23 protein-coding genes are annotated in these 26,719 nt (G+C 56.3%); 15 read left to right on the top strand and 8 right to left on the bottom strand.

All coding sequences use genetic code 11. The features are described from left to right. Positions 1 to 63 precede the first annotated feature (63 nt). The 6 genes from cmk to QT230_RS15610 form a co-directional block, all read right to left on the bottom strand. Positions 64 to 762, bottom strand: a complete 699-nt coding sequence (gene cmk / locus QT230_RS15635) for a (d)CMP kinase (RefSeq protein ID WP_308322926.1) — start codon at positions 760 to 762, stop codon at positions 64 to 66. Beyond that, a complete protein-coding gene (locus tag QT230_RS15630; protein WP_308322925.1) occupies positions 755 to 3,043 on the bottom strand; it encodes a bifunctional prephenate dehydrogenase/3-phosphoshikimate 1-carboxyvinyltransferase in 2,289 nt (762 codons plus the stop codon). Before QT230_RS15630 ends, cmk begins: the two co-directional genes overlap by 8 nt. Further along, complete coding sequence (gene pheA, locus QT230_RS15625; RefSeq protein WP_308322924.1) at positions 3,040 to 4,131, bottom strand: prephenate dehydratase; 1,092 nt, start codon at positions 4,129 to 4,131, stop codon at positions 3,040 to 3,042. The genes QT230_RS15630 and pheA overlap by 4 nt, the downstream gene beginning before the upstream one ends. A 5-nt stretch (positions 4,132 to 4,136) precedes the next feature. Continuing rightward, positions 4,137 to 5,240 (bottom strand): 3-phosphoserine/phosphohydroxythreonine transaminase, encoded by a 1,104-nt coding sequence (gene serC / locus QT230_RS15620; RefSeq protein ID WP_308322923.1) that lies wholly within the window; start codon positions 5,238 to 5,240, stop codon positions 4,137 to 4,139. After that, positions 5,224 to 7,965: a DNA gyrase subunit A gene (gyrA, locus tag QT230_RS15615; RefSeq protein ID WP_308322921.1), complete on the bottom strand. Its 2,742-nt coding sequence runs from the start codon at positions 7,963 to 7,965 to the stop codon at positions 5,224 to 5,226. Before gyrA ends, serC begins: the two co-directional genes overlap by 17 nt. Positions 7,966 to 8,117: 152 nt before the next feature. Continuing rightward, positions 8,118 to 8,567 carry a thioesterase family protein gene (locus QT230_RS15610; RefSeq protein ID WP_308322920.1) on the bottom strand — a complete coding sequence of 150 codons (450 nt, stop codon included), beginning with the start codon at positions 8,565 to 8,567 and terminating at the stop codon, positions 8,118 to 8,120. Between the two features lie 142 nt (positions 8,568 to 8,709). Between QT230_RS15610 and QT230_RS15605 the strand changes: the two genes are divergently transcribed. The 11 genes from QT230_RS15605 (at position 8,710) to nth (ending at position 19,563) form a co-directional block, all read left to right on the top strand. Next, on the top strand, positions 8,710 to 9,639 hold the full coding sequence (locus tag QT230_RS15605) for a recombination-associated protein RdgC (protein ID WP_308322919.1): 930 nt from the start codon (positions 8,710 to 8,712) through the stop codon (positions 9,637 to 9,639). 81 nt (positions 9,640 to 9,720) lie between these two features. Next, on the top strand, positions 9,721 to 10,902 hold the full coding sequence (locus QT230_RS15600) for a 1-acyl-sn-glycerol-3-phosphate acyltransferase (RefSeq protein WP_308322918.1): 1,182 nt from the start codon (positions 9,721 to 9,723) through the stop codon (positions 10,900 to 10,902). A gap of 114 nt (positions 10,903 to 11,016) precedes the next feature. Beyond that, entirely contained in the window at positions 11,017 to 11,298 is a 282-nt protein-coding gene (locus QT230_RS15595) for a hypothetical protein (protein ID WP_308322917.1), read from the top strand. Positions 11,299 to 11,400: 102 nt separating this feature from the next. After that, on the top strand, positions 11,401 to 13,437 hold the full coding sequence (gene metG / locus QT230_RS15590) for a methionine--tRNA ligase (protein ID WP_308322916.1): 2,037 nt from the start codon (positions 11,401 to 11,403) through the stop codon (positions 13,435 to 13,437). A 167-nt stretch (positions 13,438 to 13,604) separates the two neighbouring features. Beyond that, positions 13,605 to 14,186, top strand: coding sequence for an electron transport complex subunit RsxA (gene rsxA / locus QT230_RS15585; RefSeq protein ID WP_308322915.1), 582 nt, complete (start codon positions 13,605 to 13,607; stop codon positions 14,184 to 14,186). A 5-nt stretch (positions 14,187 to 14,191) separates the two neighbouring features. Beyond that, positions 14,192 to 14,803: an electron transport complex subunit RsxB gene (rsxB, locus tag QT230_RS15580; RefSeq protein WP_215093048.1), complete on the top strand. Its 612-nt coding sequence runs from the start codon at positions 14,192 to 14,194 to the stop codon at positions 14,801 to 14,803. After that, positions 14,787 to 16,454: an electron transport complex subunit RsxC gene (rsxC, locus tag QT230_RS15575; RefSeq protein ID WP_308322913.1), complete on the top strand. Its 1,668-nt coding sequence runs from the start codon at positions 14,787 to 14,789 to the stop codon at positions 16,452 to 16,454. The genes rsxB and rsxC overlap by 17 nt, the downstream gene beginning before the upstream one ends. Continuing rightward, entirely contained in the window at positions 16,451 to 17,500 is a 1,050-nt protein-coding gene (locus QT230_RS15570) for an RnfABCDGE type electron transport complex subunit D (protein WP_308322912.1), read from the top strand. The genes rsxC and QT230_RS15570 overlap by 4 nt, the downstream gene beginning before the upstream one ends. Next, on the top strand, positions 17,497 to 18,168 hold the full coding sequence (gene rsxG, locus QT230_RS15565) for an electron transport complex subunit RsxG (protein ID WP_308322911.1): 672 nt from the start codon (positions 17,497 to 17,499) through the stop codon (positions 18,166 to 18,168). The genes QT230_RS15570 and rsxG overlap by 4 nt, the downstream gene beginning before the upstream one ends. After that, entirely contained in the window at positions 18,165 to 18,866 is a 702-nt protein-coding gene (locus QT230_RS15560) for an electron transport complex subunit E (RefSeq protein ID WP_308322909.1), read from the top strand. The genes rsxG and QT230_RS15560 overlap by 4 nt, the downstream gene beginning before the upstream one ends. 58 nt (positions 18,867 to 18,924) lie before the next feature. Beyond that, complete coding sequence (gene nth, locus QT230_RS15555) at positions 18,925 to 19,563, top strand: endonuclease III (RefSeq protein WP_308322908.1); 639 nt, start codon at positions 18,925 to 18,927, stop codon at positions 19,561 to 19,563. A 22-nt stretch (positions 19,564 to 19,585) separates the two neighbouring features. On the opposite strand, the gene QT230_RS15550 is transcribed toward nth, so the two are convergent. Continuing rightward, positions 19,586 to 20,647 (bottom strand): DUF3524 domain-containing protein, encoded by a 1,062-nt coding sequence (locus tag QT230_RS15550; protein ID WP_308322907.1) that lies wholly within the window; start codon positions 20,645 to 20,647, stop codon positions 19,586 to 19,588. Positions 20,648 to 20,863: 216 nt separating this feature from the next. On the opposite strand from QT230_RS15550, the gene QT230_RS15545 reads away from it, so the two are divergent. From QT230_RS15545 to QT230_RS15530, 4 genes are read left to right on the top strand one after another with little or no spacing between them, the layout of a single operon-like run. Then, the gene (locus QT230_RS15545; protein ID WP_308322906.1) at positions 20,864 to 21,238 is read left to right on the top strand and encodes a response regulator; all 375 of its coding nucleotides are present in this window, start codon (positions 20,864 to 20,866) and stop codon (positions 21,236 to 21,238) included. Next, complete coding sequence (locus tag QT230_RS15540) at positions 21,235 to 23,295, top strand: exonuclease domain-containing protein (RefSeq protein WP_308322904.1); 2,061 nt, start codon at positions 21,235 to 21,237, stop codon at positions 23,293 to 23,295. The genes QT230_RS15545 and QT230_RS15540 overlap by 4 nt, the downstream gene beginning before the upstream one ends. Next, positions 23,295 to 23,504, top strand: coding sequence for a hypothetical protein (locus QT230_RS15535; protein WP_308322903.1), 210 nt, complete (start codon positions 23,295 to 23,297; stop codon positions 23,502 to 23,504). Before QT230_RS15540 ends, QT230_RS15535 begins: the two co-directional genes overlap by 1 nt. Positions 23,505 to 23,506: 2 nt before the next feature. After that, positions 23,507 to 26,260 carry a sensor histidine kinase gene (locus QT230_RS15530; protein WP_308322902.1) on the top strand — a complete coding sequence of 918 codons (2,754 nt, stop codon included), beginning with the start codon at positions 23,507 to 23,509 and terminating at the stop codon, positions 26,258 to 26,260. Between the two features lie 11 nt (positions 26,261 to 26,271). Here the strand turns inward: QT230_RS15530 and QT230_RS15525 are convergent, their stop codons facing one another. Next, complete coding sequence (locus QT230_RS15525) at positions 26,272 to 26,580, bottom strand: putative nucleotidyltransferase substrate binding domain-containing protein (RefSeq protein WP_308322901.1); 309 nt, start codon at positions 26,578 to 26,580, stop codon at positions 26,272 to 26,274. Positions 26,581 to 26,719: the final 139 nt, after the last annotated feature.

The following is a 26,719-nucleotide window of genomic DNA, read 5'->3' as shown; positions in this document are numbered from 1 at the left end:
ACCGATGTGAGTTTAGTGCCCTGCCACGTCGTGACACCTATCCAAAAGCGCCGCAAGGGAGAATCACACGCCGCTTACCAGCCCTCTTTGGGCGAGCAGTTCGGTCAGTCGATCAACCACTTCCGGTATGCTCAGACGCGTGGTATCAAGCGTAATGGCATCATCTGCCGGCTTGAGAGGGGCCACGCTGCGCTGCGTGTCGCGTGCATCGCGCGCCTGAATCTCCTTTAAAAGACTCGAAAGACTAGCACTCACCCCGGCTTCCTGCAACTGCAGATAGCGTCGACGCGCGCGTTCATCCGCACTCGCCGTTAAAAAAATCTTCAGCGGCGCGTCTGGAAATACCACGGTGCCCATATCACGACCGTCAGCCACCAACCCCGGCGCTTGGCAGAAATCGCGCTGGCGTTGCAGCAGCGCTTGGCGCACCGCAGGCAGCGCCGCTACTTGGGAAGCACGCTCACCGGCTTGCTCCGTGCGGATCACCTGGCCAACATCTTCACCTTCGAGCAGCGTGCGGGGCCGCCCTTCTTCTACAGGAAACGCGACATCTAGCTGCTCAGCTAAACGCGCCAACGCCGCTTCGTTGTCGACCGCAACGTTGTGTTTAACCGCTGCTTGGGCGGTCAGCCGGTAAAGCGCACCGCTATCCAACAAGTGCCAACCTAGCCGCTCTGCCACTAAACCACTGATAGTGCCTTTACCGGCGCCGCCGGGGCCATCGATGGTGAGAACAGGAACAGCAGCAGCGTGATCACTCATGTGAGCCCTCCACGCTAACGCTCATACCAATGCGGGACGCCAACTCTACGAAGTCCGGAAACGAGGTGGCAACGTTGGCACAATCCTCAATGACGATCTCATCGCTTGCGCGCAGCGACGCAATGGCAAAGGCCATAGCAATACGGTGATCCCCCAAACTATCGACTCGTCCGCCGTTATAGCTGGCTTTTTGTGCATCGCCATTGCCAACAATATCAATCCCGTCTACCACCATAGTGTGCTGTACACCTAAAACCGCCAAACCATCGGCCATGGCCTGCAGACGATCCGACTCTTTGACGCGTAGCTCTTCCGCGCCTCTCAGGCGAGTGATACCTTCGGCATTGGCGGCGGCGATAAACAGTGCGGGAAATTCGTCGATGGCTAACGGCACTTGATCAACAGGAATATCAATACCTTTAAGCGGTACGTAGCGAATACGGATATCCGCCACCGGCTCTCCGCCGACTTCACGCTCGTTTTCAAGCGCCAAATCAGCGCCCATCAGGGTAAGAATATTGATCACGCCAATGCGCGTAGGGTTAATTCCCACGTGCTCAAGGGTAATATCTGAGCCCGGGGTAATCGCGGCGGCTACCAAAAAGAAAGTCGCCGAGGAAATATCCGATGGCACATCAATCGGCCCAGCCGTTAGCTTACCGCCACCCTGTAGCCAGCAGGTATCACCTTCGCGGGAAACCGCATAGCCAAAACCATTGAGCATACGCTCAGTGTGATCACGCGTCGGCGCAGGCTCGCGCACGCGGGTTTCGCCTTCGGCGTAGAGCCCTGCCAGCAGCAGGCAGGATTTAACCTGGGCACTGGCCATGGGCATATCATACTCGATGCCTTCGAGGGCAGCACCGCCACGAATCTTAAGCGGCGGGCATCCGCCTTCAGCGGTGTCAATCGTTGCTCCCATCAGCCGCAGCGGGTCGGCCACGCGGCCCATAGGACGCTTAGTCAGCGACTCATCGCCCGTTAATTCACTGTCAAAGTCCTGACCGGCGAGCAAACCTGAAAACAGCCGCATAGCGGTGCCAGAGTTACCCACGTAGAGCGGCCCAGAGGGGGCTTTTAAGCCATGCATGCCGACACCGTGAATGGTGACTTTCCCCTGGTGCGGCCCTTCAATAGCCACACCCATTTCACGGAACGCCTGCAGGGTGGCCAGGCTATCCTCGCCTTCTAAAAAGCCTTTTACTTCGGTGACGCCTTCCGCCAGCGCGCCGAGCATAATAGAGCGATGTGACATGGATTTATCGCCCGGTACGCGCAAGCGCCCCTGGGCTTGACCGCCCGGCTGCACACGGTAGGTAACCTTACCTTGTGGTTGCATATGATATTCCGCCTGATAACTGGTTTTGTTCAATAAAGAGTCGAAATAGTGCCGGGCGTGGCTAGCCCGATCAAAGGTGGCAATCAGCGCGTCGCTATCTCCGACTTCTACCGCATGACGCAAGTGAGAGAGCCCCGCTTCAAAATCATCCAGCGATGCCAGCACTGCCTCTTTGTTGGCAATAAAAATATCCCGCCACATCACTGGATCGCTACCCGCAATGCGGGTGAAATCGCGAAAGCCGCCCGCTGCGTAGCGAAAGATATCCAACCGCTCATCCTGTCGGGCTAGCGTATCTACCAGGGAAAATGCCAGCAGATGGGGAAGATGACTGGTGCGAGCCAACACTTGATCATGGCGCTCAACGTCCATTTCCAACACATCTGCACCACAGGCCTGCCAGAGGCTGCGCACGCGCTGAAGAGCGTTAGGTTCAACGTTCGGCTCGGGGGTAAGAATCACCTTGTGATCGACATACAGGTGCGGATTCGCTGCTGCCACCCCGCTTTTTTCTGAACCGGCAATGGGGTGCCCCAACACCATATTGGTGGGAACCTGACCAAATACCCGCTGAGCGCAGGCGCGAATAGTCGCTTTCGTGCTACCCACATCGGTGATAACAACGTCGGCTGACGCCTGAACCAATGCACCGGCCAAGCTTGCCATCACGCTCTCCATAGCCAGCACCGGCACTGCCAACACTACCATGGTGGCATCATTGATTTGCTCAGCAAGGTGGGTACCGCCTGCGTCGATCACTCCCATTTCAATACCGCGGGCGATCTCACCTTCGTCAGGGTCGCAGGCGACAATTTGCCCCTGAAAACCTGCTGTGCGCAGCGCTGCCGCTAGTGAACCACCAATTAAACCCAAGCCAACAATCAACAGGCGTGCCTCCTGGCAGCCTGATGGCTTTACGCTGTTTTCAACCGTTAACGTCACAACACGCCTATAGGGTAGGAACCCAGTATGCGTAGATCCGCCGCCCTCAGTTGTACTTCTTCAAGCACTGCCGCGACCTTGGGCTCATCACGATGGCCTTTAAAATCAATAAAAAATACGTAGTTCCATACGCCTGTACGGGAAGGGCGTGTCTCAAGGCGGGTTAAATCGATCTGATGGCGATGAAACGGCTCCAGTAACGCGTGCAGAGTGCCAGGCTGGTTGCGCATGGCAACCACAATCGAGGTTTTATCTTCCCCCGCCATGGGCACATCCTGGTTACCAATAATCAAAAACCGTGTGGAGTTGTCCGGGCTGTCTTCAATTTTTTCGGCGATATGCTCAAGGCCATAAAGCTTGGCCGCCATATCACCCGCTATCGCCGCACTATGCCACTCGGTTTTAACTAACTTGGCCGCTTCCGCATTAGAGGAAACCGGCACCCGCTCCGCATGGGGAAAGTGCGCATCCAACCATTTGCGGCACTGGGCAAAAGACTGCGGGTGCGAATAGATACGCGAGACCTTGTCGCGGCGGGTGTTTTCACTGACCAGCAAGTGGTGGTGAATACGCAGCACCACCTCGCCACAAATTTTGATCGACGAGTCCATAAAGGTGTCCAGGGTGTGATTGACCACCCCTTCGGTTGAGTTCTCCACCGGCACCACACCGTAATGGACGGCGCCCGCCTCGACTTCACGAAATACCTCATCGATGGCTGCCATGGGCAAACTCACGGCGCTTTCACCAAAATGCTTGAGCGCCGCTTGCTGGGTAAAAGTACCCTCTGGGCCTAGATAGGCCACTTTAACCGGCTGCTCAAGCGCCAAACACGCCGACATGATTTCGCGGAACAGGCGCGCCATCTCTTCTGAATCCAGCGGGCCTTTGTTCAACGCCATAATGCGCCGCAGCACCTGGGCTTCGCGCTCAGGGCGGTAAAACACCGCATCCTTATCTTCGGCCAGCTTGACGTGGGCCACCTGCTGGGCGCAGCTGGCGCGTTCGCTGATCAGATTGAGAATATCGCTATCGAGCTGATCGATGCGCTGGCGTAGCTCATCCAGATTGATCGACGTGTCGGACATGATGGTTAGCCCCTTGTTTTTTCAAAATCGGCCATAAATGCAATCAAGGCATCTACCGCAGACTCAGGCACCGCGTTGTACAGGCTGGCACGCATACCGCCTACGCTGCGGTGGCCTTTTAAATTAAGCAGTCCCGCCGCATCAGCCTGCTGTAAGAACGGCTTATCAAGCGCTGAATCGGCTAAGACAAAGGGCACGTTCATCCGCGAGCGGTTATGTTTGGCAATGGGGTTGCTATACAACTCGCTGGCATCAATTGCCGCGTAAAGTTTATCGGCTTTCCGCTGATTGATGGCGTCCATCGCTGCCAGCCCACCGATATCCTCTTTCAGCCACTGAAATACCAGGCCGGCCAGATACCAGGCGTAAGTAGGGGGCGTATTCACCATCGAACCCGCCTCGGCCAGCATTTGATAATTAAATAGCGAAGGGATGTTGGCCTGAGCTTTACCCAGCAGATCTTCACGCACGACTACCAGCGTTAACCCCGCGGGGCCAATATTTTTCTGCGCCCCGGCATAAATCACCCCAAACTCACTAACGTCGATGGGCCCAGAGAGGATATTTGACGACATATCGCAGACAAGCGGCACATTAGCCCCATCGGCACGTTGGACATGGGGCGTATAGTCAAACTCCAAGCCTCCAATCGTCTCGTTGGAGGTGTAGTGCAAATAGGCAGCATCAGCGCTTACCTGAAGCGCATCACGCGCGGGCACCGCCGTATGGCCATTGGGCTCGCTGCTGGCCACCACATGGCAATCGAAACCCAAGTGCTTAGCTTCGTTGAACGCCTTCTTTCCCCAAATGCCGGTTTGGATAAAGTTGCCGCTACCGCCCTGCCCCAGTAGGTTCATCGGCAGCATGGCAAATTGCATACTGGCGCCGCCCTGCAAAAACAGCACTTTATAATTATCCGGCACGCCTAAAAGCTGACGTAAATCAGCTTCAGCGCGCTCGGCAATGGCGATAAATTCATCGCTGCGGTGACTCATTTCCATTACGGAAAGGCCGCGCCCCTGGTAGTCCAGCAGCTCTTCACGGGCACGCTCTAACACAGCGACTGGCAGGGCCGCTGGCCCTGCACAGAAATTATAGTGACGTGTCATCAGCCCCTGCATCCTTTCCATCATCTAAATGGTTACTCGCCGGCGCATCGTCGAGACTGGTTTCTTCAGAGTCAGTTGCTTCGAGACCGTTTAGCTCTTCGCTCTCTTCCGGCTCATCAACGCGTACTGTCTTGACCAGCTTCTCTTCTTTACCCAAGCGAATCAGCATGACGCCTTGCGTATTACGCGACGTCGTAGAGACCTCTTCCACGCGGGTACGCACCAGCGTGCCACGGTCGGTGATCAGCATCATTTCATCGCTGTCATAAACCTGCATCGCCGCCACTAGCGAGCCGTTACGCTCGCTGGTTTGCATGGCGATAACACCCTGGCCGCCGCGACCACGCAGCGGGAACTCTTCCAAGCGGGTGCGCTTGCCGTAACCATTTTCACTGGCGGTCATAATATAGATCTGACCATCCACGGTGCCGGTCACAGTGCCCTCTTGAACGCCATCCTGCGCTTCCCCTTCGGCATCCGCTTCGGCGTCGATCTGCTGACTCTTGGGAATAATCAGACTGATCACTTCCGCATCGCCAGCCAAACGCATACCACGCACGCCGCGGGCAGTACGCCCCATCGCTCGAGCGTTGCTCTCTTCAAAGCGGATCGCCTTACCATTGGACGACAGCAGCATGGCGTGATCGTTACCGGTGGTAATTGCAGCGCCCACCAAGCGGTCGCCCTCTTCCAGGTCAATGGCAATCAAACCACTGTTACGCGGGCGGGAGAACTGCTCAAGACTCGTCCGCTTGACGGTGCCTTTAGCGGTGGCAAAGAAAATATAGTGCTCGGGGTTGTAGTCGCGCACCGGCAAGATGGCGTTAACCGCTTCACCCTCTTCCAAGGGCAGCATATTAACCAAGGGCTTACCGCGAGAACCGCGACTGGCGTTGGGCATTTCGTAGACTTTTAACCAGTACACTTTGCCACGGTTGGAGAACAGCAGCACGGTGTCGTGAGTAGAGGCCACCAGCAGGTGCTCAATGACATCTTCGTCTTTCATTGCGGTGGCGGACTTACCGCGGCCACCTCGGCGCTGGGCCTGATAATCCGACAGCGGCTGGGTCTTGGCATAGCCAGAGCGGGACACGGTGACCACCATGTCTTCCTCAGCGATCAAATCTTCCATCGAAAGATCCAGGTGGCTGGCCTGAATTTCCGTGCGGCGGTCATCGCCAAACTGATCACGCACCGCGCGCAGCTCTTCGCGGATGACTTCCATCAAACGATCAGCAGAGGCCAGAATCTCGGTAAGCTCGGCAATTTTCTCAAGGATTGAGAGGTACTCATCGAGCAGTTTCTCCGTCTCAAGACCCGTTAAGCGGTGCAGACGGAGTTCAAGAATAGCCTGAGCCTGGGCAGGTGAGAGCCGGTAGGAAGTCGCCTCAGTATTTAAGCCAAAGCCCTCTTCCAGCTCTTCAGGTTTGCAGGAGGTCGCTCCAGCCCGCTCCAGCATGGCGGTAACTTGGCCGGGCTGCCAGGTTTTCGCCAGCAGCTTTTCACGCGCTTCTGCCGCGTTGGGCGAGGCTTTGATCAGCTCAATCACTTCATCGATATTCGAGATAGCGACCGCCAAGCCTTCCAACAGATGGCCACGCTCACGGGCTTTTTTCAGCTCGTACAGCGTGCGCCGGGTGACCACTTCGCGGCGGTGGCGAATAAAGGCTTCAAGCATCTCTTTGAGGTTGAGGGTACGCGGTTGGCCATTTTCCAGCGCCACCATGTTAATCCCGAAAACATTCTGTAACTGCGTCTGGGCAAACAGGTTATTGACCACGACGTCGCCGGATTCACCGCGCTTGATCTCGATAACCACGCGCAAGCCATCTTTATCCGACTCATCGCGCAGTTCGGCGATGCCTTCAATCTTCTTCTCTTTCACCAGCTCGGCGATTTTCTCGATCAACCGCGCCTTGTTCACCTGATAGGGCAGCTCGGTAATAATGATGTGATCGCGACCGGTTTTGTCGTGGTGCTCGATGGTATGGCAAGCGCGCACATAAATACGCCCGCGACCAGTGCGATACGCCGACAAAATACCCGCGCGGCCATTAATAATCGCGCCGGTGGGGAAGTCCGGGCCGGGGATATACTCCATCAAGTCATCCACCGACAGCGTGTAGTCGTCGATCAACGCCAAACAGCCGTCAATCACTTCACGCATATTGTGCGGTGGAATATTGGTTGCCATACCGACCGCAATACCCGATGAACCGTTGATCAACAAATTGGGCGTTTTGGTAGGTAAGACAGCCGGGATACGCTCGGTACCGTCGTAGTTATCGACCCAGTCGACGGTATCTTTTTCCAGGTCAGCAAGCAGTTCGTGGGCAAGGCGCGACATACGCACCTCGGTATAACGCATGGCAGCTGCATTATCCCCATCAATTGAACCGAAGTTACCCTGGCCGTCGACCAGCACATGGCGCATCGAGAAATGCTGCGCCATACGTACGATGGTGTCGTATACCGCGCTATCACCGTGCGGATGGTATTTACCGATGACATCGCCGACGACACGCGCCGACTTCTTGTACGGTTTATTCCAATCATTACCCAGTTCATGCATGGCAAACAGCACACGCCGGTGAACCGGTTTAAGGCCATCCCGCACATCTGGAAGCGCGCGGCCGATAATGACGCTCATCGCGTAGTCGAGGTACGACTGTTTGAGCTCGTCTTCAATATTGACGGGCAAGATTTCTCTGGCGATGTCACCCATGAAAGTCAGATCCTTTGCACTGCATTGGCACTGCGAGAGTTGAAAGCGCTTAAAAACACCGCCCTGAAATTAGCATAGAACGGCGCGCAAATACTCCGCCATCATACCACCGCAAAAGCAGCAAGGGCAGCCAGACAGCTCAGCAAAGCCGTTTAGGGGCTAAATGCCTCTTTCGTCACGATTAACGCGGCTAACGCCTCACGCACCTCTCCCTCGATTGCGGCGGCCTTATTGGCGCGCATATCAAGCAATACGAAGGTCAAATCCGCACGGGCAATAACGGTGCCGTCTTTGCGCCCACCGTTTTTACGAACAATGCGGTGGTGACACACGCCGCTGCGTTCGCCTAGATCGACGATCCCGGTCATGATTTCCAAATCGTCGCCGTGGCCCGCCGCCGCCAAATAATCAATATTCAAATTGACGACAACAAACGCCCGCCCGGCTTGATCGAGCTGCTTGATCATCGCAGGGTGCTGATCAAAGAAATCCCAGCGCCCCTCTTCCATAAATTCAAGATAGCGGGCGTTATTCACATGCCCGTAGCCATCCAAGTGAAAACCGCGAACGCGCAATTGAACCCGTGACAGTGACATGGTCATAACAGCTCCTTTATATGTATTAGCCAACACCCCAATCAAACACAAGTTTGAAACGCGTGCAACAGAGACGATTGGCGGCAGCCGCTGGCAGGAAGGCCCCGCTTTCGCCATAATGTGCCACCTTTTGAACAGGATTGGCTCCATGTGGTTTAAGCACTTGCATTTATACCGCCTGCACGGCGCGCCCGAGTTATCCAGCGATGCTCTCGCTAGCGCTTTAGACGAGCACTCCGCTAAACCACTGGGCAACGCCGATGCGCGACGCCTGGGCTGGACGGCGCCCGCAGGACGTCTCGGTGGCGGTCAACTGGTTCACGAAATCCAGGGACACCGGCTGCTTTCTGCCCTGCGCCAGGAGCGCCTGCTGCCCGCCTCTGTGGTCAAAGAAGAAGTTGATGAGCAGGTGGCCGACATTGAGGCCAGCGAAGGCCGTAAAGTGACTCGCAAAGAGAAGACCGCGCTCAAAGAGCAGGTGACTGAAAACTTACTGCCCCGCGCCTTTGTGCGCAGCCAGAAAATCGATCTGTGGTGGGACACCCGCGGCCAAATGATCGGCATCAACGCCAGTTCGCGCACCCGCGCTGAAGATATTCTGGATTTATTGCGTGAAACTCTGGGCAGCTTAAAAGTCACCCCGCTCAGCTCACAAACGCTGCCTATCCGTGCCATGACGACTTGGCTGGGAGATGTAGCTAGCCGACCTGCCGATCTACAGTTGGGTGATCAGGTCGAGCTAAAAGCCAAAGGCGATGACGGTGTTTTGCGTGCTCGCCAGGTCGACCTAGACAGCGATGAAATTCAGCAACTGCTTGAGAGTGGCCGCCAAGCCAGTAAACTCGCTGTTAGCCTGGAAGGCCGGTTAAGCTTTGTATTACACGATGATTTGGCGCTGAAATCGTTACGTTTTGGCGATGCCTTGATTGAAGAAGCCGACCATGCTGACGACGGCGATGATGCGCTTGCTCGCCTGGAAACAGACTTTATTTTAATGGCCCAGGCGCTATCCATGGATATTCCGCGCTTGATAGAGTGGCTTGGCGGCGAGACGCAGCGGGAACCCGCGGCGCAGTAAGTGGTTCTATATACCTTCGCCTCGATGCCATTAATCGATACCTATTTCTAATCACACATGGTTTATCCTCCAACGGTTCGCATGACTGATCACAATAACGCTACCACCGCCGCTACCGAGACAGACCCGTGGGCCGATATTCGGCCCTTTATGGATCATGAAGTGGCAGACGTGCTTTCCCGGCTCTCCCGGGACAACGAGCTGCTTGATGCGCTAACTCGCTTCCGACTGCCGCGCATGGCACGCTGGGCGCCGTCATTAGCACGCCTGTTTGCCAGCCGTGCCGTGCGCCGAGAAGTCAAAGGCGTCTCGTCGGTTTACGAGTTTCAAATGCGCATTGCTCACTATATGGAGCGCATGATTCGCACCACCACGGATGCGTTTGAAGTCACTGGCCTCGACAAACTCGACGCCAACGGCGCCTATCTCTTTATTGGCAATCATCGCGATATCTCGTTAGACCCCGCGTTCGTCAACTACGCGCTGTATCAGGCAAACCGCGACACCGTGCGCATCGCTATCGGTGACAATCTGCTCAAAAAGCCTTACGTTACCGATCTAATGCGGCTTAATAAAAGCTTTATTGTGCCACGCAGCGCTCGCGGCAAGCGGGCAATGCTGGCTGCCTATCAGCAACTATCCGCGTATATTCGCCACACCATTACCGAAGACCAGCACTCTATCTGGATGGCCCAGCGCGAAGGGCGTGCCAAGAACGGCATTGACCATACAGAGCCGGCCATCATTAAAATGCTGACCATGGCCAGACGTAATGCCGAGCGCGATATGGTGTTTGGCGAAGCCATCGCGGAACTGAAACTATTACCGGTTTCGATTAGCTACGAGTATGACCCCTGCGATGTGCAAAAAGCCCAGGAACTGCACGATATCGACACCCTAGGCAGCTACGCCAAAAGTGAGTTCGAGGATATCCGCTCGATTGTGGCAGGCATTACCGGCACTAAAGGCCGTGTACGGCTGCATTTTGGCACACCGGTGGGCTCCGATATGGCCACGCCAGACGAAGTGGCGGCTGAGATTGATCGCCAGGTGATTGGTGGCTATCGCCTCTTCCCCAGTCACTATTTAGCTTTAGAGGCGTTGGGCGAAGCGCCGGAGCTAGTAGCGCGCAAGGCCATCACTCGCCAAGACCGAGAACGCTTTAATGCCCGGCTCGCCGAAGTACCCGAGCCACTGCGCCCCTATTGGCTTGCCCAGTACGCAAATCCCGTTAAACATAAGGCCGGTCGATTGACCCTTTAATGTTGCGTATTAATGCTCGGCAACTCATGCCGGTTGGCGGAAAAAATGCTATGGTCAACGCATTGATTGGTTTCGCTTGACGCTGTCGTCAATCGCGATCCTGAGGAGACTCCCATGTCCGGTTCAGAAATTCAGAAAACACGTATCATCAACGAGCTACGTGGCTTTATTCGTAAGTTGCTGCAAGACCCAAAAATCCTTGAGCAATCACTGGCGATTGCCAAAGAACAACTGGCTGAAGGCAATAGCCCAGCGGCAATGGCGCGGATTGCCAACGAAATTTCCGATACCACCAGCGTGCATATTCCGGAAGACCCGGCTGAACACTCTGAAGCGGATAAACTCTTTTTAGAACTGCTCCGCGAAGTCGTTCAGGAAGAGCAAGCGCTCTACTAATCATTACCGTCAACAGCGTCAGCGGCGAAGCGTTTTGTAACTTCGCCGTGTTTTTGTTACTGCCTGCCCGGCACCTTTATTCACTCGGAATTAACCTTCACCATGCCTACAACCGCCACGCGCAACATTTTGGTGACTAGCGCGCTCCCCTACGCCAACGGAGCGATCCATCTCGGTCACCTGCTTGAGTATATCCAGACTGACATCTGGGTTCGTTTCCAGAAAAGTCGTGGCCAACAGTGCCACTACGTCTGCGCGGATGACGCCCATGGCACCGCCATTATGCTGCGTGCCGAACTGGAAGGTATAACCCCCGAAGCCCTCATCGAGCGGGTCTCCAACGACCACCAGACAGACTTCGCACGCTTTGGAGTCGGGTTCGACAACTACTACTCGACTCACTCGACTGAAAACCGCCATTTCAGCGAAATGATTTATAAGCGCCTGCGCGACAAAGGCCATATCGCCACCCGTGATATTGAACAGATGTTCGACCCCCAAAAGGGGCTGTTTTTAGCGGATCGCTTTATTAAAGGCACCTGCCCCAAGTGCGGCGCCGATGACCAGTATGGCGACAACTGCGAAAAGTGCGGTGCCACCTATACCCCCGCCGACTTGATCAACCCGGTCTCGGCAATTTCCGGCGCCACCCCCGAAGTACGCACCTCGACCCACTACTTCTTTAAGCTGCCCGACTTTGCAGACTTCTTACAACGCTGGATTGACAACGGTCATGTTCAGCCGCAAATCCGCAATAAGCTGATGGAGTGGTTTGAGTCCGGCTTTAACGAGTGGGATATTTCCCGCGATGCGCCCTACTTCGGCTTCGAAATTCCCGACGCCCCCGGCAAATACTTCTATGTATGGCTGGACGCCCCTATCGGCTACCTCGCCAGTTTCAAGAATCTATGCGACCGTGAAGGTATCGACTTCGACAGTTTTTGGAATAAAGACTCGGATGCCGAGGTGTATCACTTTATCGGCAAGGATATTGTCTACTTCCATGCACTCTTCTGGCCCGCCATGCTGCATGGTGCTGATCTACGCACACCCACCGCGGTCAACTGCCACGGTTTCCTGACGGTAGACGGCGCCAAGATGTCGAAATCCCGCGGCACCTTTATTAAAGCCGCCACCTACGCCGATCATTTGAATCCTGAATATCTGCGCTACTACTTTGCCGCCAAACTCACTTCCAAGGTCGATGACCTGGATCTGAATTTGGAAGACTTTGCCGCGCGGGTAAACTCTGATCTGGTCGGCAAAGTGGTCAATATTGCCAGCCGCTGCGCCGGGTTTGTTAAAAAACTTGGCGGTGGAAATCTTTCCGAGCACTGCGCAGAACCGCAGATGGTGGCGCGTTTTATTGCCGCCGGTGACGATATCGCCGAAGACTTTGAAGCACGTGAATTTAGCCGGGCAATGCGTAAAATTATGGAGCTGGCGGACGAAGCCAATACCTACATCGCCGATAAAGAGCCCTGGGCACTGGTCAAACAGGATGGCCGCGATGCGGAAGTCTTAGACATATGCTCGGTCGGAATTAACCTGTTCCGCCAATTGATGGTCTATCTAGCGCCCGTGGTACCCGCCATGGCCGAGCAAGCGCGTGAGTTTCTTAACGTTGAGTCGCTGGATTGGCATACGCGTCAAAATGTATTGACCGATCACTCGATCAACAAATTCAAACCACTGATGACTCGCGTTGAACGCGACAAAATCGATGCCATGATTGAAGCATCGAAGGAAGATCTCGTGGAAGAGCAAAAATTGAAAGAAGTCCCCAAAGGCCCGCTGGCGGAAGAGCCTATCGCTGCGGAAATCGACTTTGCAGACTTTGCCAAAGTCGACCTGCGCATTGCGCGTATCGCCAAAGCCGAGTACGTAGAAGGCGCCGACAAGCTGCTGCAGTTGACCCTCGACCTGGGCGGTGAAACCCGCAATGTGTTCTCGGGCATTCGCTCCGCCTACGCACCGGAAGCCCTGGAAGGCCGTTTAACGGTCATGGTCGCCAACCTGGCACCGCGCAAAATGCGCTTTGGCGTATCGGAAGGCATGGTGTTAGCCTCGGCCAACGAAGAAGGCATCTATTTGCTTTCACCTGACACCGGGGCAGAGCCGGGTCAGCGAGTTACTTAACCAAGCGTAGCAACCAACAAAAAGGGTAGAGGCAAAAGCGCTCTGCCCTTTTTTCATTATTGCTTACGCACGTTGAACACAAACCACGCCATCAGAGGCGGTTATCTCATCAAGTTTCCTAGCTTCGCACTAGCCAATGCCACCTTTTGTTCGCACAATACGCCGCCATGAGTGAGCTATTTATCATTTTGATCAGCACTGCGCTGGTCAACAACTTCGTGCTGGTTCAGTTTCTGGGCCTGTGCCCTTTTATGGGCGTCTCCAATAAACTGGAGTCGGCCATGGGCATGTCCCTAGCCACCACCTTTGTGCTGACCCTAGCGTCGGCTGCGAGCTACGTGGTCTATCACGGCCTGCTTGTGCCGCTGGATATTACTTACCTGCGCACCATCAGCTTTATTGTGGTAATTGCCGCCGTGGTGCAGTTTACCGAAATCATGGTGCGCCAACTAAGTCCGCTGCTGCATCAAGTGTTGGGAATATTTCTACCGCTGATCACCACCAACTGCGCAGTGTTGGGCGTCGCGCTACTGTCGCTAAATCGTGAATTAAGCTTTTTTCATACCACCCTTTACGGGTTAGGGGCGGCGCTGGGCTTCTCGCTTATCTTGGTGCTATTCGCGGCAATGCGGGAACGACTAGCGGGAGCGGATATCCCCAAACCCTTTCAGGGTGCTGCGATTGCCATGGTCACCGCCAGCCTAATGTCATTGGCGTTTCTGGGTTTTTCTGGGCTAGTACAGGGGTAACCGCCATGAGTGACACCTTTTCGTGGTGGGGCATTCTCAGTACGGTGGGAGTGCTTACCGGACTAGGGATTATTTTCGGGGCGCTTTTGGGCGTGGTTAGCGAGCGCTTCAAACGCGAAGATAATCCATTAGTTGAGCAAATTGATGCGCTACTGCCACAAACCCAGTGCGGCCAATGCGGCTACCCTGGCTGCCGCCCTTACGCTGAAGCAATCAATCAGGGCGATGCGCTGAATAAATGCCCACCCGGTGGCGAAGCGACCATTCACGCCCTTGCCGATCTTCTCGGTCGCGAAGCTGAGCCACTTGACGGCGACGCCCAGAGCGAAGCCAAGGTAGCGTTTATTCGCGAAGAGGAGTGCATTGGCTGCACCAAATGCATCCAGGCCTGCCCGGTGGATGCGATTATCGGCGCGGCTAAATTGATGCACACCGTGATTGAAGACGAATGCACCGGCTGCGATCTTTGTCTTGACCCTTGCCCCGTCGACTGTATTGATATGCTGCCTCGCTCAGCACCGCTCACCCAGTGGCAGCCGATCGTAACGCCTTCGCCGGAATTAATTGTCAGCGACCGCCAACCTGCCCCAGGGGATCTTCATGCCGAGCGCCTATGACTTTCCTGGCGGCATTTATCCTCCCGAGCGCAAACAGCGCTCTAGCCAGGCAACGCTGATTGAAGCGCCGCTGCCCAGTCGAGTGACGCTGCCGCTTCAGCAGCACAGCGGCCAACCCGCCACGCCCTGTGTGGCATCGGGAGATAGAGTAAAAGTCGGCAGCGTGATTGCCAATCGTGAAGGCATGATCTCCAGCAACCTGCACGCCAGCATCAGCGGCACAGTCACCGAGGTCACCACAGCCCAAATCACCATTGAGGGCGATGGGCAAGATGAGTTGTTCCGGCTGCCTAGCCTCGACTGGCGCAGTACCGGGCGCCAAGAGTTGCTTGAGCGTTTAAACGAAAGTGGCATTGTCGGCTTAGGCGGAGCGGGGTTTCCCAGCTATATCAAAGCGCGAGTGGTCGAACGGCATGCGATCGCCACCCTGGTGATCAACGCCGCCGAGTGCGAGCCCTATATCACCGCCGATGACCTTGCTCTACGCCACTACCCTGGCGAGATACTTGAAGGAGCGCAGATCATCGCCAAACTGTGTGGCGCGCAGCATATCGTTATTGGCATTGAGGACAACAAACCCGAGGCCATTGAAGCCCTGCAGCAAGCCCTGCGTGATAGTCAACCAGTGCCGGTCGAGCTAACAGTCATCCCCACCCGCTACCCCAGCGGCGGCGAGCGCCAGCTAATTAAAAAACTATTGGATCTTAACGTGCCCAGTGGCGGGCTACCCGCGGATGTGGGGGTACTGTGCCATAACCCCGGCACCCTGCTGGCGATTCTACACGCGGTGCGCGATGGTCAGCCGCTGGTTTCAAGAATCGTCACGCTCACTGGGGAAGCGATTGCCCAGCCCGGCAACCGCTGGGTACGCCTGGGCACTTCGATTAAGGAACTGCTTGCGGAAGCGGGAGTGAATCACTCGGCGCTAAACCAAGTGATTCAGGGCGGCCCCATGATGGGCACACCGCTGCTAACGCTGGATACGCCAGTTACCAAGCTGACTAACTGCTTGATCGCCGCCACTCTTGATGAGCTACCGCCTTCCCCGGTAGAAGCGCCCTGCATACGCTGCGGCGAGTGCGAAAGTGTTTGCCCGGTGGCGCTGCTGCCACAGCAGCTGCATTGGTACGCCCGCGCTCAAGACGATACCAAGCTGGAGCGCTACCACCTGTTTGACTGCATTGAGTGCGGCGCCTGCAGCTATGTGTGCCCCAGCCATATTCCGCTGGTTGTAGATTACCGCGAAGCCAAAAGCCGGATACGCCTGCAGCGGATTGAAGCCACTAAAGCCGAGCACGCCAAACACCGTTTTGAGTTCCGCCAAGCACGGCTCGCTCGGGAAGAGGCTGAAAAACAGGCACGCAAGCAAGCCCGGCAGGCGCAACAACGGCGCCCCTCTAACGCGGCCACATCCAGCAGCGAAAAAGTCGATTTACGCGGCCTGCGGATTGCCCATGCTGCCGCTAAAGCATCGGTCAAAAAAGCGGAAAAAACCCTGGCGCGGGTGGCCCAGGAAGATCCCAAACAATCCCTGGATGATTTAGAAATGCAGCTTGCCACCGCCCAGGAGAACTTAAAGGCGGCCGAATGGCAGCTTGCCCAGGCGCGTGAACAGCAGTCACCCGACAGCGCTAGTAAGGAGTCACCATGAGCATGATGCACGCCTCAGGCGTTAACGATGCCGCGAAGGCGACTAACGTGCCGCCAATGACGCGCCTAATGCGCTGGGTGATCATTGCGACGCTGCCTGGTATCGCCACCATGAGCTACTTCTTTGGCCTCGGTGTCATCAGCAATGTGCTACTGGCCGCGGCATTTGGAGTCGCCCTTGAAGCCGCCGTGCTGCGCCTACGCAGGCGGCCCATTCGCGTAACGTTGAATGACTCAAGCGCCCTACTTACCGGCGTTTTACTGGGCGCGTCACTGCCCCCTGCCAGCCCCTGGTGGCTTATCGGCGTGGGTATGGTCGCGGCAATCGTGGTCGCCAAGCAGCTATACGGCGGCTTGGGCCATAACCCCTTTAACCCTGCCATGGTGGGCTATGCGCTGCTACTGGTGTCCTTTCCTACCTATATGACGCTATGGGCATCGCCCCAGGGACTCATACCAGATGGCCTATGGGCGCAAATCACTGGAACGCTGCCGACCGCCCAACTGGATAGTTTGAGCGGTGCCACGCCGCTTGATGCCTTTAAACACAAAGGCGACGCGGTGCTTGCCAACGAGTTCTGGGCGACCAGCCCCCTGCCGGAAGGCACTCTGAATGCTTGGCGATGGGTGGGCCTTGCATGGTTAGCGGGTGGCGTATTGTTGCTGGCGAAGCGGATTATTAGCTGGCATATCCCGGTGGCGATGGTGGGAAGCCTGGTGGTACTTGCCACGCTATTTTACCTCAGCGCCCCCAGCCACTTTGCCTCGCCGCTATTTCACCTGCTTACCGGGGCAACGCTATTTGGGGCTTTTTTTATTGCCACCGATCCGGTTTCCGCCGCCACCAGTCGACGCGGTAAGCTACTCTATGGCGTGGGCATTGGCGCGCTGGTGATTACTATCCGCACCTTTGGCGGCTACCCCGATGCGGTGGCCTTTGCGGTGCTGTTAATGAACCTGTGCGTGCCGCTACTCGACCTGTATAGCGTACCGCGCCCCACCGGTCAGCCAAAAGCCACATCAGGAAAGCCAGGAGAGCGACTATGACTCTCTTCCAGGCCATGCAGCGCGGCGCCTTTGCGCTGGGGGCCTTTGCACTGGTCACCGCGGGCAGTGTCGCGCTTACCCGCGCGCTTACCGCCGAACGTATAGAAACGCATCAGTTGGCTTACCAGCACCGCCAGCTTCAAGAAGTGCTGCCCCAGTCGCTGGCGAATACGCCCGTTACCCAAGTACTGGAAAGCACCTTTACGCTTCCCAATCCAGAAGCGCTAGGACTTCAGAGTGATAGCCAAGGCTGGTGGGTGAGTGATAGCAAGAGCAGTAACAACAACATTAACGAGAGCAGTAACGAGAGCAGCGCAGTGATTTTGCCGGTCATCACGCGGCAGGGGTATAACGGTGAAATCCGCCTACTGGTAGGCATTGATGAGCAGCAGCGTATTACCGGCGTGCGCGTTACCCAGCACCAGGAAACCCCCGGCCTGGGCGATGATATTGAGCGCAGCCGCAGCGACTGGATCACTGGCTTTAACGGCTTGGGATTAGATAGCTTACCAAACGGCGGCTGGGCAGTGGCTAAAGACGGCGGCCAGTTTGATGCCTTTACCGGTGCGACGATTACCCCCAGGGCCGTGGTGAACGCGGTGCATAAAGCGCTTCAGTACGCCGCCGATACACCACTACCAATGTCACTTGAGGAGCCCTCCCTATGAGTCAGTGGCGCGAACTTGCCCGCAGCGGCCTTTGGTCAAACAACCCCGCACTGGTTCAATTGCTGGGGCTCTGCCCACTGCTGGCGGTCAGCGGCAGCGTCGTCAATGCACTGGGGCTGGCGCTGGCCACGCTACTGGTGATGGTGGGCGCCAGCACGGCGATTTCACTGATTCGTCACCAGGTGCCCAGCGCGGTGCGCCTGCCCGCATTTGTGATGGTGATTGCCGCCTTTGTTACCTGCGCCGAGCTGCTGATGGCCGCCTATGCCTACCCGCTCTACCAGGTATTGGGGATTTTTATTCCGCTGATCGTCACCAACTGCGCCATTCTCGGCCGCGCCGACGCTTTTGCCTCTCACCAGCCGGTTCTTCCAGCGGCTATAGACGGCTTTATGATGGGACTCGGTTTTGGTGCGGTACTCATCGTGCTTGGCGCGCTACGCGAACTACTCGGCCAGGGCACACTGTTTAGCGGTATGGCACTACTGTTTGGGCCTGGTGCGGCCCATTGGCAACTCACCATTGCCGACGACTACCAGTTCCTGTTTTTCGTACTGCCGCCGGGGGCGTTTTTTGTGGCGGGTATGTTAATCGCCCTGAAAAACGTCATCGACCAACGCAGTGTTGCCCGTGCCCGACCAGTGGCTGCCACTCCGCGCGCCGATCGCCGCGTGCGGGTCACCGGTACGATTAAATAGTCGACATATAAATAGCCGTTAAGTACACAACTGGGATAATTAGACCAAGAGAACCGCCATGAATGCCCAAAAGCGCCATGAAATTTTTGCTCGCCTTCAGGCGGAAAATCCTCACCCCACTACCGAGCTAAATTGGAACACGCCGTTTGAACTGCTTGCCGCTGTACTGCTTTCTGCTCAAGCCACCGATGTGGGGGTGAATAAAGCCACCGCACGCCTTTACCCTGTTGCTAATACGCCCCAGGCGATTATTGATTTAGGTATCGACGAACTTAAAGCGCATATCAAAACCATCGGTCTCTACAACACCAAAGCCGAAAACCTGATGAAAACCTGCCATATACTGGTCAATCAGCACGGCGGCGAGGTACCCAACACCCGCCAAGCGTTAGAGGCCTTGCCGGGGGTCGGCCGTAAAACCGCCAACGTGATTCTCAATACCGCCTTTGGCCAGCCCACCATGGCAGTGGATACGCATATCTTCCGGGTATCCAACCGCACCGGCATCGCGAAAGGCAAAAATGTCGTTGAGGTGGAGCAAAAACTACTGCGCCATGTGCCAAAAGGGTTTCTTCACGATGCTCACCACTGGCTGATTCTGCACGGCCGTTATACCTGCATTGCCCGCAAACCCCGCTGCGGTAGCTGTATCATCGAAGATCTATGCGAATTTAAGGAAAAAACCGAAATTGCTTAACGACTAACGAAAGCCCAAGCTATTAAGTCGAACCCATCAGCAATTGTCGGTAAGCTTCGCGCCATGCGGGCCACTCCCAAACGGTGGTCTCAAGGGGTTCTGGACGAGCCCCGGAGTCGGTTAGCCAGGCACCGAGTCGCTCGTACAGCCCCTCCCGCGTACCGTCGTAACGATAGACTGGCGGGTAGAGAGCGGGGAAACAGAGCCGATCAGGCACCAGCGGCAGCGCCCCGCGCTGGGCCGCCTCCATAATCGCCAAGCCCTGAAACTCATGCCATGTCGTGGATACCACAATACCGGCACTATCCAGCAGCTCGCGATACCCCTCCTCCGGCTGCGGCCCCCAGGCCACAATATGCTTGGCTAAGCGCTGCTCGGCCTCGGCAAAAATAGCCGGGGCCTGACGAAAACGCTGACCCAGTACCGCCAGCTCAAATGAGACCCCGGCGTCGCTCAAGGCAAACAGTACCGCAAAGAAGTCGTCGGGGTTTTTGTCATACTCCCAGCGATGATTCCAAACGATACGATGGGGTATCGCTGCATCGCGATACATTTTATTGCTAACAGGGATGGGTACCGGCAACACCTGGGCACGCGAACGTAGTGCTTCAAGGGGCTTAACCGCGGGGAGGTTTTCCGGCATTTTTTTCAGAAAGGCTCGCGCGCCATCGATAAAGGAGTCACGGTTGTAGGCGCTATTAAACACCACGCTATTTGCCGCCAACGCCGTATAAAGATTGACCATCTTGGCCTCTGAGTGCGGCATCTGATCGCTCGACTCCGGATAGGCAAACTGGTTTTCATGGAAATAGACGATTTTTCTAGCTTGTCCCAAGTGAGGAAAAAGCCCGACCAGCGTTGCCAAATCAACCATCGACGTAGCCAAAACCACATCGAAATGCTGACTCAGCGTAGCCTGGTCTTTTAACATCCAGCTCAACGGATTACCGCGAATGCGCCAGCGAAAATGTCTTGGCGGCAAACTCAACGACGTCCAACTGACCTCACCAATAGTGTCCATCAAACTCTCCGCCCAGTAGCGATGACTTACCGCTTCATAGGCAGATAACAGTAATACGCGCATTCACAGCCCTAGCAAACAAATCAGTGGAAAGCCATAACACCCTAAGCCATGACCAAAAGACATGCAGTGTAACAAAGCGCGCTTGAAAGCTCTTTTGGAAAGCTCTTTTACAGTAGTCCCTGTCTTGCCTGCATTCGGCCAAGGTCGTCTTGGCTGACCCGTTAGATCTATCTAGACTCCAGGCAAGGTTAAAACAACTAAAAGCAGGAGAGCTCCATGGCTAAAGTGCTCGTTGTCGATGACGAACCCAACATTGTTTTATCGCTGGAATTCCTGATGGAGCAAGCAGGGTTTGCGGTCGTCACTGCCGAAGATGGTGAACAGGCTCTGGCAAGAGTGAATGATAGCCAGCCCGATCTGTTGCTACTCGATATTAGCCTACCGGGGATTAGCGGCTTTGACGTCTTAGAGCGGTTGCGTGGCGAAGCGGCTACCGCCCAACTGCCGATTATCATGCTTACCGCGCACGGGCGTGATGTTGAGCGGGAGAAAGGCATGGCGCTGGGCGCCGATGATTACATCACCAAACCCTTTTCGACCCAAACGCTGGTGGAAAAAGTCAAAGCACTGCTGCTCAAGGAGCAACCATGACCCGAGGTGGGCTCCCCAAGCGCCAGCGCCTGATGGGTTTGTGGCTGCTACTTAGCGGTATCAGTTTGTTGGGCGGTGCAATTTTTGCCACATGGCTGGATGCCCAGCTTAGCCCAACTGGCGCCACCCGGGTGGCACTGTGGATTGGCAGCTTTTCAGGCGGCGCGACCATTTTTTTAATCGGGCTGTTGCTTGAACGCATGCTGTTTACCCCCTTGCGTCACCTTCAAGTCCAGCTTGCCCGCTTGGTCGCGAGCCCGGATGCCCGCGACGAACACCCGCCCGAAGGTTGGCTAAAAGGCCTAGGGCCGGATCTACGTCGTGTGCGCGAAAGCTGGCGTGAGGATCGCAGCCGCCTGACCACCGCTCACGCAGAGGGGGCCCGTAGTGCGGCTCGCATTCGTCAAGAGCTGGAAACGCTGCTGCAAGTGCTTGAAACACCGCTACTGCTATGCGACCACCACCGTCGTGTCATGCTGTTTAATCAGGCAGCCGAAGATTTTTTTGTCGGCAATACCGGATTAGGCTTGGGCAAGCGTCTGGAAGCTCTGCTCCCAGTCACCAGCTTACAGCAGGTGCTTAGCCAGTTGCCTACCGACGGCTCCCCCCGCGAGCTGCTGGCCCCCTGTGACGACCGCTGGCTCAAGGTGATTTTACGCCGCGTGCCGGGTAGCGATGGCGAAACACTGCTGACCTTTAGCGACGCCACTGCCTCCTGGTCGAGCGAAATGGGCGTTAGAGCGGAACTGGCCGATATGCTCACACCGCTGCGTCAACATACCGCCAGCCTGACCAGCGCCGCCGATGCCCTGATTCAACTGCGTAACCAAAACGACGCCAGCACGTCGTCTTTACGCCAGCGTTTTGAACGGGTTATTCAAGAAGAGGGCGCTACGCTCGGCGACAACGTAGCGAAAATCGGCCAACTGCTCGACGATATGCAGCACCAGGGCGAGCGCTTAACGCCGATGTGGTCAAACGACTTCTGGCAGGCGCTTGATGAGCGCCTTGATCCGGCGCACCGCTTAATTACTCCGGTGGGCATGCCCGCCTGGTTTAAAGGCGACGCCCCCGCTTTGATCGCACTGTTTGACTCTTTGGTGAAACACCTCAATGTCCATCTTCCTGACAGTGGCTTTGAAGGTGAGATATGCCTGGGTAACAAACGCGTCTATCTCGACCTTATTTGGCGAGGTAAGGCGATCCCCGAGCATGAACTGGCGGAGTGGCGCCAGCAGCCGCTCAACTCACTGCCGTTGACTCCCAGCGTCGCCGATGTGCTGCGCCAACACGCCAGCGATATCTGGAGCCTGGCCGACGATAATGGCGTTTATTCACGCTTGCGGCTCCCCCTGCCCGCCATGGAGCGCGTCGGCGCCCCACGGGAAACCGCCCCGCCACGCCCTGAATTCCATGACTTTGGCATCGCCGACCTGCCCCCGCCGGATGAAGCGCTGGCAAGCCGAACACTGCGCAGCCTGGAAATCGTCGCCTTTGATACGGAAACCACCGGGCTTGAGCTGCGCCGGGGCGATACGGTGATCAGTCTTGGCGCCTGCCGCGTGGTCAACGCGCGTTTATTGGCCAGCGAAGCCTTCGATCAAAAAGTCGACCCCCAGCGGCCTATTCCTCCCGCTAGCACCGCGATTCACGGCTTGACCGATGCCGATGTGGTCGGTGCGCCGCCGCTGGATATTGTGCTGACCCGCTTTCGTGACTATGTCGGCGAAGCGGTATTGCTGGCCCATAACGCCGCTTTTGATCTGCTCGCCATTAGCCACAAAGGGGTCGCCTTTGATATTCCTGTGATCGATACTCTGCTGCTTTCGCGGGCACTGGACGAAGCTCTCGATGGGCATGATCTGGATAGCCTTGCCCAGCGCTACGATCTGGCTTTTCCACCGGGCACCCGCCACACTGCATTAGGCGATGCCCGGGTGACCGCCGAGCTATGGCTAGCCCTGTTGCCACGCTTGGAAGCCCGCGGTGTCGATACGCTTGAGCAGTTGTTAGCGCTGCAAGCCAACGCCTTCGACCGACAGGATGCCAGTGCCTGATGAAACCGTTCGCAATGAAATCACGCCAAACAGAGCGTCTAGTGGCCCTGGTGGCGATTGCCTTGCTGCTGTTCTGCCCGCCGTTGATTATCGTGGTGGATCGACTACCCACCGTTAGCGTGGGCTGGCTACCGCTCTATCTATTTATCGCCTGGACAGTGGTGATCGGCTTAACCGCCTGGCTTATGGAACAGCGTGCGGGCCGCTAACCATGCGTAGCGAGGCGATTATCCTAGCCACCGCCTTTGGCTATCTGGCGCTGCTGTTTGTGGTTGCCGCCTGGGGCGATCGGCGGGCGGAGCAGGGTCGCTCCATCATTGGCTCGCCAACGGTATATGCCCTCTCTATCGCCGTTTACTGCACGGCCTGGACGTTCTACGGCAGCGTTGGCCGCGCCGCCGAATATGGCCCCAGTTTTTTACTCATCTACCTGGGGCCGACGCTGGCGATGCTGCTGGCTCCCTTTGTCATCCGCAAGATGGTGCGCATCGCCGCGCGACAGCGGATCACCTCGATTGCCGACTTTATCAGCGCCCGCTATGGCAAAAGCACCAGTTTAGGCGCCCTTGTTGCGCTGATGGCGCTGATTAGTATCACCCCCTATATCGCCCTGCAGCTAAAAGCGATTACCGTCAGCCACGCGGTGCTGATCAATTATCCCCGTGCAGCCGATACCACCTTGATGGATGAACATTTCTGGATGGACAAGTCCCTCTGGGTCGCCCTGGTATTGGCCGTGTTTATTATCCTGTTTGGCACGCGCCACCTGGATGCCAGCGAGCGTCATGAAGGAATGGTGGCGGCCATTGCGGTGGAATCCATCGTCAAACTAGTCGCCTTTATGGCCGTTGGCGTGTTCGTGGTGTTCGTGATGTTTGCAGGCCCCGCCGCGTTATTTGCCCAGGTAGCGGCCACGCCGGCCCTTGTCGATAGCATGCGCTTGGACAACGTTCCCGGTGGCGTCACTGGCTGGGTAGGTATGCTGGTGCTGGCCTTTCTGGCCTTTTTAACCCTGCCCCGGCAATTTCAGGTATTGGTGGTCGAAAATGTCGATGAGGCGCACTTAGCTCGCGCAAGCTGGCTATTTCCCCTCTATATGCTGCTGATTAATCTGTTCGTTATTCCCATTGCCTTGGCGGGTCTGCTGCTTGGCGTCAGCGCGGGTGACCCGGACAGCTTCGTGCTGACCCTGCCCCTTTCAGCCGGTTTAGAAGGCCTGCCGCTACTGGTGTTTATTGGTGGCCTGTCGGCGGCGACAGGTATGGTGATTGTCGAGACCATTGCGCTCTCCACCATGGTCAGCAACCAACTGGTGATGCCCCTGTTGCTGCGCTCACGGCGGCTGCACCTAAGTACCAAAGGCGAGCTTGCCGGTTGGCTATTGGGTATTCGCCGCGTCGCTATCGTGCTGATTCTGCTGCTTGGCTATCTCTACCATGCGCTGATTGGCGACTCCTATAGTTTAGTGACTATTGGGCTGGTCTCGTTTGCCGGGGCAGCGCAGTTTGCACCGGCACTTTTAATTGGCCTATATTGGCGCGGCGCTACTCGCCAAGGCGCCACCGTTGGCTTAATCGCCGGGTTCTTAATCTGGTGCTACACGCTACTGCTACCTGGGTTTGCCCAGTCTGGCTGGTTGGATGCCTCTCTGCTCACTGAAGGCCCCTGGGGAATTGCCTGGCTAATGCCCTACGGCTTATTCGGCCTGGTGAACTGGGATATATACACCCATTCGCTACTCTGGAGCATGTTGGCCAATGTGGGGTTATTGGTAGGTGTCTCGCTGTTTACCCGCCCTACGCCTCTTGAGCAAACCCAGGCAGCACTGTTCACTGAAGCGATGCACCCTAACCTGCAAACCAGCTCGCTATCGACGTCACTTTGGCGCGGGCAAACGACCCAAGGGGCACTCAAAGAGCTGCTCGTTCGCTATTTGGGTGCCCAGACCACCCGCCGCGTGTTCAGCCATAACGGTAGCAAAAGCGCTTACGCGGCAGATGAGCCCGCCACCGCCGAGTTGATTACCCGCGCCGAACAGGCGCTAGCGGGAGCACTGGGCAGTTCCTCAGCGCGAGTGCTGATCAACTCGGTAGTGCGCGGTGAAGCATTGGATATTGAGTCGATTCTAAGCATTCTGGATACGACTTCACAAACCCTGGAGTACAACCGCCGTTTGGAGCAGAAGTCCCAGGAGCTGGTGAAAATCGGCGAAGAGCTGCGTAGCGCCAACGAGCGGCTACGTGAGTTGGATCGCTTGAAAGATGAGTTTGTCGCCATGGTCAGCCACGAGCTGCGCACGCCGCTCACCTCCATCCGTGCCTTTGCGGAAATTTTGCGCGATAGCGGACGGCTACCTGACGAGAAGCGCCAGCATTTTCTGGGTGTCATTGTTCACGAAAGCCAGCGGCTGTCGCGTTTAATTGAGGAGATCCTCGATCTTGCCCGCCTGGAGAGTGGTCGTTTAACACTTAATCCCGTGCCCCTCGACCTTGCCGCCCTGAGCCGGCACAGCATCGATGCCATTGCCCATCTGCATGAAGAGCGCGGCATTGTGCTGGAGGTCAGCTTAGAAGTAGATCCAGCGATGGTGGTTGGCGACCATGACCGTTTAGAGCAAGTGATTATTAACCTGCTGGATAACGCAGGTAAGTTTGCCGACCGGGAGCAGCCAAAAGTACGCCTTACGCTTTACCGCCATCGCCGTCATTTCCGGCTAAGCGTCGAGGATAATGGTGCGGGTATTAGCGAAGATGAACGTGAACGAGTCTTTGAAAAATTCCATCAAATTCAGCAGGATGACGATATCCCCCGTGGCCGACCAAGAGGCAGCGGTTTAGGCCTGCCGATTAGTCGGGGCATTATTGCTCACCTAGGCGGTCGGCTCTGGGTAGAGGATGCTAAAACGCTGGGTGGCGCCTGCCTAACTCTGGAACTGCCCGCCGCACCTGACGAAACGCCGTCATGAAGGCTTAGCCGCTAAGCAGTTCTCACGCGCTGAACAAACGCCCTAATCTGCTGCAGGTCAAACTTCAATAACAACCGTTCGTCTTCACGCAGCCGGCGCAGGTCAACCCAGCCGTCGGCGGCTTGACCATGGGATTTATTGTAACGCTGCTGATCCAGCAAGCGCTGCTGCAAACGCTCGAATGCCGCTAGCAGTAACGCCGATTGAGCAACCGTCAGCATATCCGATAAATGACTGAGTGCGATTAACCGTTCTCGGGTGCCGATTTCGCGCAGTCGGTGCCGCACGCAAAGTAAGCGCGCCGCGCTGATTAACGGCATTAAGCCTTGATGTCCTGAATTCAACTAATAAGTGCAGCACCTGCGGTTTCTAGTGCTCCTGAGTATTCCCCTAAGAACACTTGAGCTGGGGTTCGGTATCCCAGCCGTTTCCTTGGTCTATCGTTCAGCTTATTGACGA

Source organism: Halomonas sp. SpR8 (assembly GCF_031010195.1).
Classification (GTDB): domain Bacteria; phylum Pseudomonadota; class Gammaproteobacteria; order Pseudomonadales; family Halomonadaceae; genus Vreelandella.
Note: the sequence above shows the minus strand (reverse complement) of the source record. Positions and strands in the feature narration are given on the sequence as shown.

Bases quoted from the DNA above. Each gene is read 5' to 3' on its own strand.
- cmk (WP_308322926.1), bottom strand. From the start codon at position 762: ATGAGTGATCACGCTGCTGCTGTTCCTGTTCTCACCATCGATGGCCCC.
- pheA (WP_308322924.1), bottom strand. From the start codon at position 4,131: ATGTCCGACACGTCGATCAATCTGGATGAGCTACGCCAGCGCATCGAT.
- serC (WP_308322923.1), bottom strand. From the start codon at position 5,240: ATGACACGTCACTATAATTTCTGTGCAGGGCCAGCGGCCCTGCCAGTC.
- gyrA (WP_308322921.1), bottom strand. From the start codon at position 7,965: ATGGGTGACATCGCCAGAGAAATCTTGCCCGTCAATATTGAAGACGAG.
- QT230_RS15610 (WP_308322920.1), bottom strand. From the start codon at position 8,567: ATGACCATGTCACTGTCACGGGTTCAATTGCGCGTTCGCGGTTTTCAC.
- QT230_RS15605 (WP_308322919.1), top strand. From the start codon at position 8,710: ATGTGGTTTAAGCACTTGCATTTATACCGCCTGCACGGCGCGCCCGAG.
- QT230_RS15600 (WP_308322918.1), top strand. From the start codon at position 9,721: ATGACTGATCACAATAACGCTACCACCGCCGCTACCGAGACAGACCCG.
- QT230_RS15595 (WP_308322917.1), top strand. From the start codon at position 11,017: ATGTCCGGTTCAGAAATTCAGAAAACACGTATCATCAACGAGCTACGT.
- metG (WP_308322916.1), top strand. From the start codon at position 11,401: ATGCCTACAACCGCCACGCGCAACATTTTGGTGACTAGCGCGCTCCCC.
- rsxA (WP_308322915.1), top strand. From the start codon at position 13,605: ATGAGTGAGCTATTTATCATTTTGATCAGCACTGCGCTGGTCAACAAC.
- rsxB (WP_215093048.1), top strand. From the start codon at position 14,192: ATGAGTGACACCTTTTCGTGGTGGGGCATTCTCAGTACGGTGGGAGTG.
- rsxC (WP_308322913.1), top strand. From the start codon at position 14,787: ATGCCGAGCGCCTATGACTTTCCTGGCGGCATTTATCCTCCCGAGCGC.
- QT230_RS15570 (WP_308322912.1), top strand. From the start codon at position 16,451: ATGAGCATGATGCACGCCTCAGGCGTTAACGATGCCGCGAAGGCGACT.
- rsxG (WP_308322911.1), top strand. From the start codon at position 17,497: ATGACTCTCTTCCAGGCCATGCAGCGCGGCGCCTTTGCGCTGGGGGCC.
- QT230_RS15560 (WP_308322909.1), top strand. From the start codon at position 18,165: ATGAGTCAGTGGCGCGAACTTGCCCGCAGCGGCCTTTGGTCAAACAAC.
- nth (WP_308322908.1), top strand. From the start codon at position 18,925: ATGAATGCCCAAAAGCGCCATGAAATTTTTGCTCGCCTTCAGGCGGAA.
- QT230_RS15550 (WP_308322907.1), bottom strand. From the start codon at position 20,647: ATGCGCGTATTACTGTTATCTGCCTATGAAGCGGTAAGTCATCGCTAC.
- QT230_RS15545 (WP_308322906.1), top strand. From the start codon at position 20,864: ATGGCTAAAGTGCTCGTTGTCGATGACGAACCCAACATTGTTTTATCG.
- QT230_RS15540 (WP_308322904.1), top strand. From the start codon at position 21,235: ATGACCCGAGGTGGGCTCCCCAAGCGCCAGCGCCTGATGGGTTTGTGG.
- QT230_RS15535 (WP_308322903.1), top strand. From the start codon at position 23,295: ATGAAACCGTTCGCAATGAAATCACGCCAAACAGAGCGTCTAGTGGCC.
- QT230_RS15530 (WP_308322902.1), top strand. From the start codon at position 23,507: ATGCGTAGCGAGGCGATTATCCTAGCCACCGCCTTTGGCTATCTGGCG.
- QT230_RS15525 (WP_308322901.1), bottom strand. From the start codon at position 26,580: ATGCCGTTAATCAGCGCGGCGCGCTTACTTTGCGTGCGGCACCGACTG.